This window comes from Mesorhizobium sp. M0894 (assembly GCF_040319725.1).
In the GTDB taxonomy this organism is placed as follows: domain Bacteria; phylum Pseudomonadota; class Alphaproteobacteria; order Rhizobiales; family Rhizobiaceae; genus Mesorhizobium.
Window position 1 is genome coordinate 430629 of the sequence record NZ_JAMYOG010000002.1, and the last position, 14406, is coordinate 445034.

The 14406-nt window shown below is 63.0% G+C and carries 12 protein-coding genes; 5 read left to right on the plus strand and 7 right to left on the minus strand.

Going from position 1 to position 14406, the window contains the following annotated elements:
* Positions 1 to 11: 11 nt before the first annotated feature.
* Positions 12 to 995 (plus strand): N-acetyl-D-Glu racemase DgcA, encoded by a 984-nt coding sequence (dgcA, locus tag NKH91_RS05430; protein ID WP_352494569.1) that lies wholly within the window; start codon positions 12 to 14, stop codon positions 993 to 995.
* Here dgcA and NKH91_RS05435 read toward each other — a convergent pair.
* Both NKH91_RS05435 and NKH91_RS05440 read right to left on the minus strand, forming a co-directional pair.
* Complete coding sequence (locus tag NKH91_RS05435; RefSeq protein WP_352844150.1) at positions 966 to 2183, minus strand: MFS transporter; 1218 nt, start codon at positions 2181 to 2183, stop codon at positions 966 to 968. The two genes, dgcA and NKH91_RS05435, sit on opposite strands and share 30 nt — an antisense overlap.
* Before the next feature lie 128 nt (positions 2184 to 2311).
* The gene (locus NKH91_RS05440) at positions 2312 to 3100 is read right to left on the minus strand and encodes a UDP-2,3-diacylglucosamine diphosphatase (protein WP_502896861.1); all 789 of its coding nucleotides are present in this window, start codon (positions 3098 to 3100) and stop codon (positions 2312 to 2314) included.
* Between the two features lie 153 nt (positions 3101 to 3253).
* On the opposite strand from NKH91_RS05440, the gene NKH91_RS05445 reads away from it, so the two are divergent.
* Complete coding sequence (locus tag NKH91_RS05445) at positions 3254 to 4033, plus strand: SDR family oxidoreductase (RefSeq protein WP_352844152.1); 780 nt, start codon at positions 3254 to 3256, stop codon at positions 4031 to 4033.
* Positions 4034 to 4207: 174 nt separating this feature from the next.
* Positions 4208 to 6532, plus strand: coding sequence for an NADP-dependent malic enzyme (locus NKH91_RS05450; protein ID WP_352844154.1), 2325 nt, complete (start codon positions 4208 to 4210; stop codon positions 6530 to 6532).
* A 12-nt stretch (positions 6533 to 6544) separates the two neighbouring features.
* Here NKH91_RS05450 and NKH91_RS05455 read toward each other — a convergent pair whose 3' ends face one another.
* Positions 6545 to 7165: a DUF1287 domain-containing protein gene (locus tag NKH91_RS05455; RefSeq protein WP_051409694.1), complete on the minus strand. Its 621-nt coding sequence runs from the start codon at positions 7163 to 7165 to the stop codon at positions 6545 to 6547.
* 37 nt (positions 7166 to 7202) lie between these two features.
* On the opposite strand from NKH91_RS05455, the gene NKH91_RS05460 reads away from it, so the two are divergent.
* Positions 7203 to 7346, plus strand: a complete 144-nt coding sequence (locus NKH91_RS05460) for a hypothetical protein (RefSeq protein ID WP_352844156.1) — start codon at positions 7203 to 7205, stop codon at positions 7344 to 7346.
* An 85-nt stretch (positions 7347 to 7431) separates the two neighbouring features.
* Complete coding sequence (locus NKH91_RS05465) at positions 7432 to 8634, plus strand: DUF2865 domain-containing protein (protein WP_352587032.1); 1203 nt, start codon at positions 7432 to 7434, stop codon at positions 8632 to 8634.
* On the opposite strand, the gene gltX is transcribed toward NKH91_RS05465, so the two are convergent.
* The 4 genes from gltX to NKH91_RS05485 form a co-directional block, all read right to left on the minus strand.
* Positions 8552 to 9925, minus strand: coding sequence for a glutamate--tRNA ligase (gene gltX / locus NKH91_RS05470; RefSeq protein ID WP_352482218.1), 1374 nt, complete (start codon positions 9923 to 9925; stop codon positions 8552 to 8554). The genes NKH91_RS05465 and gltX overlap by 83 nt on opposite strands.
* 133 nt (positions 9926 to 10058) lie before the next feature.
* Positions 10059 to 11864 (minus strand): ABC transporter ATP-binding protein, encoded by a 1806-nt coding sequence (locus tag NKH91_RS05475; RefSeq protein WP_352844159.1) that lies wholly within the window; start codon positions 11862 to 11864, stop codon positions 10059 to 10061.
* Between the two features lie 389 nt (positions 11865 to 12253).
* Positions 12254 to 12667 (minus strand): GNAT family N-acetyltransferase, encoded by a 414-nt coding sequence (locus NKH91_RS05480; protein ID WP_352844161.1) that lies wholly within the window; start codon positions 12665 to 12667, stop codon positions 12254 to 12256.
* A gap of 26 nt (positions 12668 to 12693) precedes the next feature.
* On the minus strand, positions 12694 to 14376 hold the full coding sequence (locus NKH91_RS05485) for an NAD+ synthase (protein ID WP_352844163.1): 1683 nt from the start codon (positions 14374 to 14376) through the stop codon (positions 12694 to 12696).
* Between the last annotated feature and the right edge of the window lie 30 nt (positions 14377 to 14406).

The window sequence follows — 14406 nt, forward strand, 5'->3', positions numbered from 1 at the left end:
AGCAGAAAAATATGGCGCGTGTCATTTCGGTCGAGGCCGAGCGCTTTCCTATTGCCGGGACCTTCACCATTTCGCGCGGCTCGAAGACCGAGGCTGAGGTGATTTCCTGCGCCATCAGCGAAGACGGCCATACCGGGCGCGGCGAATGTGTCCCTTACAAGCGCTATGGCGAGACCGTGGAGGGTGTGCGCGACGCGATCGAGGCGATGCGCGGTGAGATCGCGGGCGGCATCAGCCGCACCGCCCTGCTCGGTGCCATGCCTGCGGGTGCGGCACGCAATGCCATCGATTGCGCGCTCTGGGACCTGGAATCGAAGATCAGCGGAACACCGGTGGCGCATATGATACGAACCGTTCCGTTACGGGCGCTTGAGACGGCGTACACACTGTCGCTCGCCGAGCCCGAGGCGATGGCGGCGCAAGCCCGCGCCAACGCCCAGCGCCCGCTGCTCAAGGTCAAGATCGGCGGCGACAACGACATCGCCCGCATCCGTGCAGTGACGGCGGCGGCACCCGACAGCCGAATCATTCTCGACGCCAATGAGGGCTGGAATGACGACAATATCGTCGCAAACCTCGCCTTTGCCGCCGAGCACGGTATCGCCTTGATCGAACAGCCGCTGCGGGCGGGACATGACGGTATTCTTCGCCACATCGCGCATCCGGTGCCGATCTGCGCCGACGAAAGCGTGCACGAGGCGAAGGACCTCGACGCGCTTGTCGGCCTCTACGACGCCATCAACATCAAGCTCGACAAATCGGGTGGCCTGACCGCAGCACTCGTGCTTCGCGACCGCGCCCGCGAACTGGGTCTTGGCGTCATGGTCGGCTGCATGGTCGGCACATCGCTTGCGATGGCGCCGGCCGTGCTGTTGGCGCAGGATGCCGATTTCGTCGATCTCGACGGTCCGTTGCTGCTAGCCTGCGACCGCGTTCCAGGTCTCGTCTACCAAGGTTCGCTGGTGTCACCGCCCGAGCCAGCGCTGTGGGGCTGAACGCGCGGCAAGCCCGATCAGCGCCAGGCCCGTCAGGGCGATGGGGATCATCGCAAAGAAGCCATTCGCGCCGAAGCGATCGTAAAGAGGACCTGAAATCAGCGTTGCCACCGCCATGAAGAAGCCGTTGGAGAAATAGGCGATGCCTTGCGCCGCCCCGGTGCGTTCTTCCGCGATTGTCTCACCGATCATCTTTTGCAGGCCGATCAGCACCAGCGCCACCGAGACGGCGTGCAGTGTCTGGATCGCGAAGAACCCGCCAACGCCAAGCCCGAGCGGCCAGATCAGGGGGAAGGCAATCCAGCGCACGATCGCGCCTATCCCGGCAATCAGCATGATCGAGACGACCGAGAAGGAGGCGAAAGCCCGGGTGAAGACGACGAACATGCATATCTCGGCGACGACGCCCCAGCCCCACAGCAGCCCGACAACCGAATCGCTGATGCCGATCGACTTCCAGTAGATCGACACGAAGCCGTAGAGAAATGCGTGGCTGGCGGTGATGACGCCGACGCCCGTCGAAAAATAGAGGAAGTACCGGTTGAGGAGTTTCGGTGCCGATTGCTGGATATCGGCGGCCGAAAGCGGCGAGGCGCGGCGCGGACGGCCGAGGCGCGGCGCAATCAGTCCGGCGGCTAGCGCGGCGCATAACGACACGAAGATGATCACCGGGACAGCCTGGGCACCGCTCGCCGACAGGATGAAACCGCCGGCGAGATTGGCGCAGAGATAGGAGATGGAGCCCCATTTGCGCATGCCGGCGTAGTTCGAGCCGAAGCGGCGAACACCTGAAAGGGCGAGCGAATCGGCAATCGGCGAATGCGGCGTCCAGACGACCGCCAGCGCCAACGATACGGCAAGTACCATTGCGTAGGTCGGCGGCAGGAAGTAACCGGTCGACAAGATCAGCGATGCGGCGACCAGCGCAACATAGACATTGGCGCGGTCGCTCGCTTTGTCTGCCAGAGCGGTAAGAAAAGGCGTCGTCGCCACGCGCAGGAACATCGGCGCGGCGAGGATCACGGCTATCTGCTCGGCGTGGAACCCCTTCGCCTGCAGCCACAGCGGGAAATACGGCACATGCGTCCCGAGCGGCACGAAGAGCGCGAAGAAGATCAAGCTCATGCGCAGTTCGAAATGGCGTGGCTTGACGAGCTGTTCGGGCGAAAGCGGCGGCAGCGAGGACATTAACAGGCGATCCGTCGGCACGGCATTTTGGCCGGGTCGGCCCACAACACCAGCCGCTGCATAACACGGCGAAAAAGTCGATGAAACCGTTGGACTAACCGATTAAAGCGAGGTGAGGCCGGGTTTGGTCAAGCCGCCTGGACTGCCCTGCCCTTGATGTCGATTGGCACGAGCACCTCGCTGCCGACCGGAGTCTCCGGCAGGACATGCGCCCAATGCAGTATCTCCATCCGGCCGTCAAAATGCTCGACCACCGCCGTGCAGCTCTCCACCCAATCGCCGGTGTTGATGTACTGCACGTCCTCGTAGCTTTCGATCGCCGCATGGTGGATGTGCCCGCAGATCACGCCGTCGACATGCGAGCGGCGCGCCTCCTCGCTCAGCACGGTTTGGAACGAGCCGATGAAATTCACTGCCTTCTTGACCTTGACCTTGGCCCAGGACGAGAACGACCAGTAAGGCAGGCCGAGCACTTGGCGCAGGCGCGTGATGACGCGATTGACCAGCATCGCCGCGTCATAGGCATAGTCGCCTAGATAGGCCAGCCAGCGCGCATTGTGGACGACTGTGTCGAACTGGTCGCCATGGATGACAAGAAGGCGTTTGCCATCGGCGGTCTCGTGGACGGCGCGATCGGCGACGACAATGCCGCCGAAATGCACACCTTGAAACTGCCGCGCGAACTCGTCATGGTTGCCGGCGATGTAGGTGATGCTGGCGCCCTTGCGCGCCTTGCGCAGCAATTTCTGGACCACGTCATTGTGGCTCTGCGGCCAGTGCCAGCTCCGTCTCAAGCGCCAGCCGTCGACGATATCGCCGACGAGATAGATGATATCGGCATCGTGATGGCGCAGGAAATCGATCAGGAACTCGGCCTTCGCCGCCTTCGATCCGAGATGGACGTCGGAGATGAACATGCTGCGGAAAGTGCGGGGCTCTGCGCCGGACATCATTTGTCACCGTTGCTTTCGCGTGAGGCTATGCCCCGATTCATGCAACAACCGTATGACGGTTGCGATTGGTCCAGCCATACGGGTAGGTTGCCGCGGCAATCAGAGGAGAAAATCACCATGGATCTCGGCATTCGCGGCAAGAAGGCCATCGTCTGCGCCTCGAGCAAGGGGCTGGGACGCGGTTGCGCCATGGCTCTGGCAGAGGCAGGCTGCGATCTGGTCGTCAACGGCCGCAACGCCGACGTGCTGGCCAAAACCGCCGCCGAACTGCGCGAGAAATTCGGCGTCAAGGTGACCGAGATCGTCGGCGACGTATCGAAGCCCGACGTCCAGAAGGCGCTGCTTGCCGCCTGCCCCGATCCCGACATCCTCGTCAACAACAATGGCGGTCCGCCGTTCCGCGATTTCCGCGCGCTCGACCGCGAAAAGATCCTCGAAGGCGTCACCCAGAACATGGTGACCCCTGTCGAGCTGGTTCAGGCCGTGATCGACGGCATGGCGGCGCGCGGTTTCGGCCGCATCGTCAACATCACCTCGCTGTCGGTCTATGTTCCTATCCCCGGCCTCGACCTGTCGTCCGGAGCCCGCGCCGGCCTCACCTCGTTCCTGGCCGGCGTCGCGCGGACGGTGATCGACCGCAATGTGACGATCAACAACATGCTGCCGGGAAAACTCGATACCGACCGGCTGCGCGACCCGCACGAGGCCGGCACGCCCGAAGATCCGGCCGCCGCCGCCGCGCGCAAGGCCAAGGCCGCGGCCAATGTTCCGGCCAAGCGACTCGGCACGCCGGAGGAATTCGGCCAGATCTGCGCCTTCCTGTGCTCGGTCCATGCCGGCTACCTGACCGGACAGAACATACCGGTCGACGGCGGCCTCTACGTCAGCGCGTTCTGAACAGCGGAGAGGAAAAGACCTGAATAGCGCGGCAGGATTTTAGCACAACTAACTGAAACAAATCGATTTTACTCGTTTCGCAAGGCAAAATGGCGGTTGCGTCATTTGGCATCGTGAAAAACCAATTCTGCATGTTAAAAGGCTTCAAGGCAGGATCGCAGGGAGGCGGCCGTCATGACAGGCGAAAGCAAGAAGGCGGCGCGATCCGACCTGGACGAAGCAGCGCTCTACTTCCACAAGCACCCCCGGCCCGGAAAGCTTGAAATCCAGGCGACGAAGCCGCTCGGCAATCAGCGCGACCTGGCGCTTGCCTATTCGCCCGGGGTCGCCGCCCCCTGCCTTGAAATCCGCGACGATCCGGCAACCGCCGCCGACTATACAGCCCGCGCCAATCTTGTTGGCGTCGTCACCAACGGTTCGGCGGTGCTGGGCCTCGGCAATATCGGACCGCTCGCCTCCAAGCCCGTGATGGAAGGCAAGGCCGTACTGTTCAAGAAGTTCGCCGGCATCGACGTCTTCGACATCGAGATCGATGCACCGGGCATCGAGCGCATGGTCGAGACGATCTCCGCTCTGGAGCCGACCTTCGGCGGCATCAACCTTGAGGACATCAAGGCGCCTGAGTGCTTCGAGGTCGAGGAGCAGTTGAAAGCGCGCATGGGCATACCGGTCTTCCATGACGACCAGCACGGCACCGCCATCATCGTCGCCGCCGCCGTGCTCAATGGGTTGGAATTCGCCGGCAAGTCCATCTCCGACATCAAGATCGTCACGTCGGGTGCAGGTGCTGCGGCGCTTGCGTGCCTCAACCTTCTGGTCTCACTCGGCGCGCGGGTCGAAAACATCTGGGTCACCGACCGGTTCGGCGTCGCCCATAAGGGCCGCGTCGAGGAGATGGACCGCTGGAAAGACCCCTATGTGAAGGATACCGAAGCGCGCACGCTGGCCGACGTTCTGCCCGGCGCCGACGTGTTTCTCGGCCTGTCTGCCGCCGGCGTGCTGAAGCCGGAATTGCTCCACCACATGGCGCCCAAGCCGCTGATCCTGGCGCTGGCCAACCCTAATCCCGAGATCATGCCGGAAGCGGCACGGGCAGCACGGCCCGACGCGATGATCTGCACGGGCCGCTCCGATTTCCCCAATCAAGTCAATAACGTACTGTGTTTTCCTTACATCTTCCGTGGCGCGCTGGATTGCGGCGCAAGCGCCATCAACGAAGAAATGAAGATGGCCGCGGTGCGAGCGATTGCAGCGCTTGCCCGCGAAGAGCCGTCCGACGTTGCCGCGCGCGCCTATTCCGGCGAGACGCCGATCTTCGGCCCGGAGTTCCTGATCCCCTCACCTTTCGATCCGCGGCTGATCCTGCGCATTGCCCCTGCCGTCGCCAAGGCAGCCTGCGAGACCGGCGTCGCGACCCGGCCGATCACCGATTTCGCCGCCTATGTCGACAAGCTGAACCGCTTCGTCTTCCGCTCCGGCCTGGTCATGAAGCCGGTATTCTCGATGGCCAAGACGTCGAGCGCCAAGCGCGTCATCTATGCCGATGGCGAGGACGAGCGCGTGCTTCGCGCCGCGCAAGTCGTGCTCGAGGAAGGCATTGCCGAACCGATCCTGATCGGCCGCCCGCATGTCATCGAGGTGCGGCTGAAGCGCTACGGGCTACGCATCAAGCCGGGCGTCGATTTCGGCTTGATCAACCCGGAAGACGATCCGCGTTACCGCCACTATGTCGACCTTTTGATCGAGCTTGCCGGCCGGCGTGGGGTGACGACGGAAGCGGCGCGCACCATGGTGCGCACCGACAATACGGTGATCGCCGCCCTTGCCCTGAAGCGCGGCGACGCCGACGCCATGGTCTGCGGCCTTGAGGGCCGTTTCGAGCGTCATTTGCGCAACGTGACGCTGATCATCGGGCCGCGCGCCGGCATCAAGGATCGCGACCTGTCGACGCTTTCCATGCTGATTTCGCAGCGCGGCATCATTTTCCTCACCGACACCCATGTCTCCGTCGATCCGACCGCCGAGGAGATTGCTGAGATGACCGTTTTGGCGGCCGAGGAGATTCAGCGTTTCGGCATCGAGCCCAAGGCAGCGCTGCTGTCGCATTCGGATTTCGGCTCCCGCGATTCGCCAAGCGCCATGAAGATGCGACAGGCGGCAGCGATCCTGGCGCGCATCGCGCCCGACCTGCAATGCGACGGCGAGATGCATGCCGACTCGGCGCTATCGGAACAGCTGCGCCAGCGCGTCTATCCGCATTCGCGGCTGAAGGGCGAAGCCAATCTGCTGGTGTTCCCCAATCTCGATTCGGCGAACATCACGCTGACCGCGCTGCGCACGATGATGGACGCGCTGCATGTCGGCCCGATCCTGCTCGGCACCGACAGCCCGGCGCACATATTGACGCCGTCGGTCACCTCGCGCGGCGTCGTCAATATGACGGCACTGGCCGTGGTCGAAGCCGCGCATAAGGCGCAAGCCATCGTCGATCTGGGCTAGCCGTGGGCTTTCTCAGATTGGCCCGAACCGGAAATGCCCTGTCTGCCTGAAGGCAAACAAAGTGTCCTCTTCCCTGGCGCCGCCACCGATATTGTGAATGACCAGCCCTCTTGTCGGCACCACAGTGGAGCGATTGGACGACACGATGGCAATATGCGACAGATTGCCGGGCAGCATCTGGGCGACGAGATCCCCAGGCCGATAGTCGGCGGGGTCTTGGCTGACGGGCAAGGCAGCACCGCGCCGCTCAAAATAGACCGCAAGATTGGGCACACGGCGGTGGTCGATGTTGCGGTCGGGCGCTTTCAGGCCCCAAGCCTTCGGATAGGCGGCAAAATTGGCCCGCATATCCTCATGCACCAATTCTTGCAGATCGAGATCGAAGGCGCGGCGATAGGCACGGATCACGACATCCGTGCACACACCCCGCTCCGGCTCAACGTCCCCGCCCGGATAGGCCAGGCGTGTATAGGTCGGATCGTAGAGCGTGGTGACGCCGATCTGCTCACGGGCGGCTTCGACCAATTTGGTGCCCCAATCCGGCGTGATGGGCTTTTCCTGCGCCATGGCAACCGGCATCGCCAGGCACAAAAGACCAAATTGCACTGCGGCTCGACGGGTAATCGCGGTCATGCCAAGCCTCCGGGCATTGCTGGATCCAGGCATTCTTTTGGGCGAATACGCCTTTTTCGTGCAACGCCAGGGTGTCGCGGTCCTGACAATGTCCGAGTATGCCGTGCGGCGTGGTCGATATGACGCGCTGGTTGTGGTCGAAGCCGCGCACAAGGCGCAAGCCATCGCCGATTTGGGCTGAAGCCGGAATCAGCGATATGCTAAACAAACGCTTAACCGCAAGCGCGGTAGCTTTCAGAACGGCAGACAGGCGGAGTTCCGGAGCGATGACGGGCGCACGTTGGAAGCTGACGCGGGCCGCCGCGCTGCTCGGTGCCCTGCTACTGTGCGACATCGCCGTCACTCAGGCGCAGGCCGCCTCCCGCCTCTGCCGCCAGCTTGAAACCGATCTTGCTGCCGCTTCTCGTGGTGGCGGCGGCAAACCGGCCTTGCTCAGGAAATATGACGACGCGATCGCCCGGCAGCGCCAGCAGATTTCAAAGGCCGTCAGCCAATCCAGCAGCGCCGGCTGCGGCTTTTCGCTGTCTCGCCGCAACGCCAACGTATGCGCGGCACTCGACGCCACCATCGATCGCATGGCTGCCAATCTCGACGACTTGCAGGCCAAGCGCGCTGAGCTTGACAGCGGTGGTTCGCGACGCGATCGCGCGCGCATATTGACCTCGCTTGACGCCAATGGCTGCCGCGACGAAGCGGCGCCATCAAAGCCCGCACCGGTTCGCGAAGCCAGCGATGAAAACGGCAACGGAAACCTGCTCGAGCAGCTTTTGGGCAGTGAATCCGATGCGCCCGACCAGCGTGAAGAGCCCAGCCAGGCTGAAGAGCTAAGTCAGCCGGGCAACATCCGCACCCTGCTCAACAACGCCGACATGGGCCAGCCGCGAGGAGAATTCCGCACCATGTGTGTGCGGACCTGCGACGGTTATTTCTTCCCGATGTCGAATGCTGCCTCGCTCGGCGATTTCGAGCGCGACCAGAAGAATTGCGAATCGAGCTGCCCCGGCACCGAGATGCAGGTTTTCTACACGCGCGGCATGAACAGCGATTCGGCGTCCATGACGTCTTCGGTGACCGGCAGGCCTTATATCGAACTGCCGACGGCCTACCTCTACAAGCAGTCCGACATGCCACGGCCGCCGGCATGCGGCTGCAATGCCGCGCAGAATTTCGAAATCATCGCCGGCAACCCGCCCAGCCCGGAACGATCCGAAGCGAACGTGGAGACCACTCCGTTCATTCCGGTGCCGGTTGCCAGGCCTGATCCGGGCGCCGACCCGGAGACCTTGGCCAACGCGGAAGGCGGCCTCGACCGTGAGGCGATCAGACGCCTTGCCGTCAAACCCGTGCCTTCGCTGACGTCCCTGCCGCCGCCCGAACAGCGCAAGGTCAGGGTCGTCGGGCCAACGTTCCTTCCCGACCCAGCAGCGGCAACAGATCTGCAAGCTCCGGACCCGAAGGCTGTCCCGTAAGCGCCAGCCTCAGCGGCATGAACAGCGCCTTGCCCTTACGGCCGCTCGCCGCTCGGATTTTGCCGGTCCAGTCTTTCCAGACGGTGCCGTTCCAAGGCTCCTCCGGCAGCAGTTCGAACGCCTGGCGAAGAAAGTCGCGGTCATCGTCGGAAAACTCCGCCGGCTCCTCTGGACCGTCGCGAAGTGTGCGCCACCAGATCGCCGCATCGGCCAGCCTGTCGAGATTGCCGCGCACCGCCAGCCAGAAAGGCTCGGCCTGTTCGCCAGAGATGCCGAGCACGATCAGCCGGTCGCGCGCCTCGGAAAAGGGCATGTGGTGCAGCAGCGTGCGGTTGAGCACGAAGAGCTCGTCCGGATCGAATTTGGCGGCGGATTTCGATGTTGCCGCCGGATCGAAGCGCTCGGCAAGTTCAGCCATCGTCGGCACCGCCACGACGTTTTCCGAGGTACCGACGAGTACCGCCAGCGAAGCGACCGCCATTGGCTCTATGCCGCTCTCACGCAGGCTCTGTATGGACAGCGCGCCGGTGCGCTTGGAAAGCCCCTCGCCTGATGCTGTTGTCAGAAGATTGTGGTGGCCGAACACCGGCGGCTCGGCGCTGAGCGCCCGGAACAGGGCTATCTGGACGCCGGTATTGGTGACGTGGTCGTCGCCACGAATGACATGGCTGACGCCCATGTCGATGTCGTCGATCACCGAAGGCAGTGTGTAGAGATAGGTGCCGTCCTCGCGCCGCAGAACGGGATCTGAAAGCGAGGCGAGGTCGACGGTCTCCTCGCCGCGCACCAGGTCGTTCCAGTGGATTTCGGTGCGCTCCGGCTGCAGCGGATCGCTGCTGAAGTTGGGCAGCAGAAAGCGCCAGTGCGGCCGCCGGCCATCGGCCTCATATTCCGCGACCTGCTCGGGTGCCAGCGTCAGCGCCTCGCGGCCATAGACTGGCGGCAGGCCACGCGTGCGGCGCACCTTGCGCCTCAGGTCGAGCTCTTCAGGCGTCTCATAGCAGGCATAGACGAGGCGGGCCTCCTTCAGCCTTTCCAGTGCGGCATCATAGATTTCGACCCGCCGCGACTGATACTCCGTGGCATCGGGGAAGATGCCCAACCAATGCAGATCATAAAGGATGGCGTCGGAAAATTCCTGCGTCGAACGGGCAACGTCGGTATCGTCGAAGCGCTGGATGAAGCGGCCCTTGTTCTTGATGGCGAACAGCCAGTTGAACAAAGCGGTGCGCGCATTGCCGATATGGATGCGGCCGGTCGGTGACGGGGCGAAACGGACGGTAACTGTCATGAGCGGGGCGTACCGGATGGTTTTGCTGTTGACAAGACGCGCCCCCGCGCTCTGCGGCAGACATAGAACATGACGAAGACGAAGAAAAGACGGCAGCGCCGCGCGTCCATTAAGACGCGCCGCGCCGTAACCGTCAGATCACCAGGCCTTTGGTCAGCTCAAGCGCCTGACGTTCGAACAGCCGGCGGTAGATGCCGCCTTGCAGCCGGATCAGTTGGTCATGCGATCCCTCCTCGACAATGCGGCCGCGATCGAACACCAGAAGCCTGTCCAGCGCGCGCACGGTCGACAGCCGGTGGGCGATGACCAGCGTCGTGCGGCCGACCATCAAGCGCTCCATCGCCTGCTGGATCAGCACCTCCGATTCCGAATCGAGGCTCGACGTTGCCTCGTCCAGGATGAGGATGCGCGCATCGGCGAGGAAGGCGCGTGCGATTGCAACACGCTGACGCTCGCCGCCCGACAGCTTTACGCCACGCTCGCCGACCAACGTGCCATAGCCTTTCGGCAAATCGGCGATGAAGTCATGCGCGCTGGCCAAGCGCGCCGCGTGCTCGATCTCGGCCTGCGTGGCGCTCGGCCGGGCATAGGCGATGTTTTCAGCCAGCGACCGGTGGAACAGGATCGGCTCCTGCTGGACAATCGCGATCTGTGCGCGCAGCGACGCCTGCGCGACATTGGCAATATCCTGGCCGTCGATCAGGATATTGCCCGCAGTCACGTCATAGAGGCGCTGGATCAGCTTGACGAACGTGGTCTTGCCGGAGCCCGAATGGCCAACCAGCCCGACCCGCCCGCCCGGAGCGATATCCACCGAAAAGTCCCGATAAAGCGGCAAGCGGTGGCTACCGTAGTGGAACGTGACATTGTCGAAGGTGATACGGCCATCGGTGATCCGGATCGGCTTGGCTCCGGGCCGATCCTCGATGCCGAGTGGTTCGGACTGGAAGTCGACCAGTTCCTCCATGTCATTGATCGAGCGCTGCAGATTGCGGATATGCGTGCCGATGTCACGCAGATAGCCTTGCAGCACGAAGAATGAGGTCAGCACGAAGGCGACGTCGCCGGCGCTCGCCTGCCCCCACGACCACAAAAGCAGGGAAAAGCCGATGACCGCTGCCCTCAAAAGCAGCAGCATCGTGCCTTGCGTGGTGCCGTTGACGGTGCCGCGCACCCAGGTGCGCCGCGTGCGTGCGCGCCATTTGGCGACGACGTCGGCAAGCCGTGTCTCCTCGCGCTCCTCGGCGCCAAAACCCTTGACCACGGCGTTGCAGCTCACCGCATCGGCCAGCGAGCCGCCAAGCCGCGTATCCCACGCATTGGCAAGCCTTGCCGCGGGGGCGACATAGCCGAGCGACAGCATCGTCGTTACGCCGATGAACAGCACCGAGCCCGTCGCGACGACCGCGCCCATCAGCGGCCAGAACCAGCCGAGCAACAGCGTCGAGCCGACAAGCATGACGACCGACGGCAGCAGCGCGATCAGGATCGTGTCGTTGAGCAGGTCGAGCGCCCACATGCCGCGCGTTATCTTGCGCACCGTCGATCCGGCGAAGCTGTTTGCGTGCCAGTCGGTGGAGAAGCGCTGGACGCGGTAGAAGGCATCGGCGGCGATGTCGGCCATCATCTTCAGGGTCAGTTCGACGATGGCCATGAAGGCGAGATTGCGCAGCACGACACCGGTGAGCGCCAGGGCCACCAGCATCGAAAAGGCAGCCGTCGCGGCATTCCATGCGACATCGTCGGCAGTGGCACTGCTGGCAACGGCGTCGACCAGCCGGCCGGAATAGAGCGGCGTCAGCACGTCGGCCAGGGTCGACAGCAGGAATGTGGCCATGATCAGCGAAAGCCGCCACGGCTGGCGCCGCCAATGACTGAGCGTAAAACCAAGAACGCTGCGAAAGGCGCCCGCGCGCAAATCTATTCGAAAACGAGCCATGATGTCATTCGGGCGCAAACGAGCCCGATCCCGGAAAGGTCGAAATTGAAAAAACCGCGTCGGGCGAATTAGCACCCAAGGAAAGCGGAGGTTCGGCACATTTGGCGGCTCGCCCGAATACGGGCGGCGACCGGCATCGACGAACGCCTGTTCTCAGCTCGGCTTCGCCGCAAAGGTAAGAACCTTCGGGCTCACCGATTGGGACCTAGGCTTCGCGGCCTCGCATAACGATGTCAAATCCTGGCATTTCGGTCCTCCCCAAGGGGATCGCGGAAAGGCGTTTATAGAGACGCCTCAACGCCGCGCCAAGTCAGTAGATGGTCGAAAGCGCATCTGGTCCAACCAGTGAGACGATTTTGCAACAACGGTCGGTTGTGCGCTGCCTCTGTTCAGGCTGCCGGGATACGGTCGAAGCGCATATAGCGGCCGTCGGTGGAAGGCCTGAAGCCGAGCTTCTCGTAGACCGCGTGGGCATCGTTGGTAGACAGGCTCCAGTGGGTGACAGTCTTGCAATCCGGGTGGTCGATAAGCGCCTGGACAAGCCGGGTCCCGATGCCTTGCCCGCGATACCCGGGCCAGACAATGATGTCGGCGAGATAGGCAAATACCGTACGGTCGGTGATCGCCCGGCCAAAGCCGACCTGATTGCCGCCGACATAGGCGCCGACGCACAGTGAGTTGGCAAAGGCGCGGCGGTGCAGTTCATCGCTGCGGCCGCTGCCCCAATAGCTCTCCTTCAAAATGTCGGACGTCGCCCGGAAGTCGATCTGCGACAGGTCGAAGCTGATTTCAAAGTTGGCCATGGCTAAACCGTTATGCAGCCAATCGCCTACCCGCCATCCCTGAACCGGTTGGTAATAGGATAGCGGCGGTCGCGGCCAAAATTCTTCCTGGTGATCTTCACGCCGGGCGCTGCCTGCCGGCGCTTGTATTCGGCGACGTAAAGCAGGTGCTCGACGCGCGTCACCGTCGCCCGGTCATGGCCGCGCGCAACGATCTCGTCGACACCCATCTCGTTCTCGACCAGACACTCCAATATGTCGTCGAGCACTGGATAGGGCGGCAGCGAATCCTGGTCGGTCTGGTTCTCGCGCAGTTCCGCCGAGGGCGCCTTGTCGATGATATTGTTCGGGATCACCTCGCCGGACGGGCCTAGCGCGCCCGGCGGCACATGCGCGTTGCGCCAGCGCGACAACGCATAGACCTGCATCTTGTAGAGGTCCTTTATCGGGTTGAAGCCGCCATTCATGTCGCCATAGAGCGTGGCGTAGCCTACCGACATCTCGCTCTTGTTGCCGGTAGTGACCACCATCGAGCCGAACTTGTTGGAAATCGACATCAGGATGGTGCCACGGGCCCGGCTCTGCAGGTTTTCCTCGGTGATGCCTTCCTTGGTGCCCTCGAAAAGCTGCGTCAGTGTGTGCAGGAAGCCCTCGACCGGCTCGAAGATCGGCACGATATCGTAGCGGCAGCCGAGCGCGCGGGCGCAGTCCTCGGCGTCCTTGAGCGAGTCCGTCGAAGTGTAGCGGTAAGGCATCATCACGGCGCGCAGCCGTTCCTCGCCGAGCGCATCGACGGCAAGTGCCGCGCAGATCGCCGAATCGATGCCGCCGGAAAGGCCGAGCACGACATTCTTGAAGCCGTTCTTGTTGACGTAGTCGCGCAGGCCCAACATGCAGGCGCGATAGTCGGCCTCCTCCTTCTCCGGGATTTTCGACATCGGTCCGTCAGAGCAGACCCAGACGTCATTCTTTCGCTTCCAGGTGGTGACGTTGACCGTCTCCTCGAACTGGCTCATCTGGAAGGCCAGCGTCTTGTCAGAGCCTATGGCAAACGACGCGCCGTCGAAGATCAGCTCGTCCTGGCCGCCAAGCTGGTTGGCATAGATAATCGGCAGTCCGCATTCGATGACCTGGCGGATGACGATCTGGTGGCGGACGTCGACCTTGCCGCGGTAATAGGGCGAGCCGTTCGGGACCAGCAGGATTTCCGCGCCGCTTTCGGCCAGCGTCTCGCAGACGGCAATCTCGCCCCAGATATCTTCACAGATCGGCACTCCCACCCGCACGCCGCGGAAATTGACCGGCCCTTGGATCTCGGGTCCGGCCTGGAAGACGCGCTTCTCGTCGAACTCACCGTAATTCGGCAGATCGAGCTTGTAGCGTTCGGCAAGGATCTTGCCGCCATCGGCAAAGATGATCGAATTGTGCGTGCCGGTCTTGCGCTTCAGCGGCGTGCCGATGATGACGCCCGGGCCGCCATCGGCGGTATCGCCGGCGAAGTCCTCGGCAGCCCGCTCGCAGGCCTTCAGGAAGGCGGGCTTCAGCACCAGATCCTCAGGCGGATAGCCGGCCAGGAAAAGCTCGGTGAACAGCACGAGATCGGCGCCCTGGCGGGCGGCATCCGCCCTCGCCTCGCGCGCCTTGGCAAGATTGCCGGCGACGTCGCCGACCGTCGGATTGAGCTGGGCGACGGCGATGCGCAATATGTCTGGAGCGGTCTTGTCGATCATGCCTGTGGGTTTAGCGCGGCAAAATTCGTC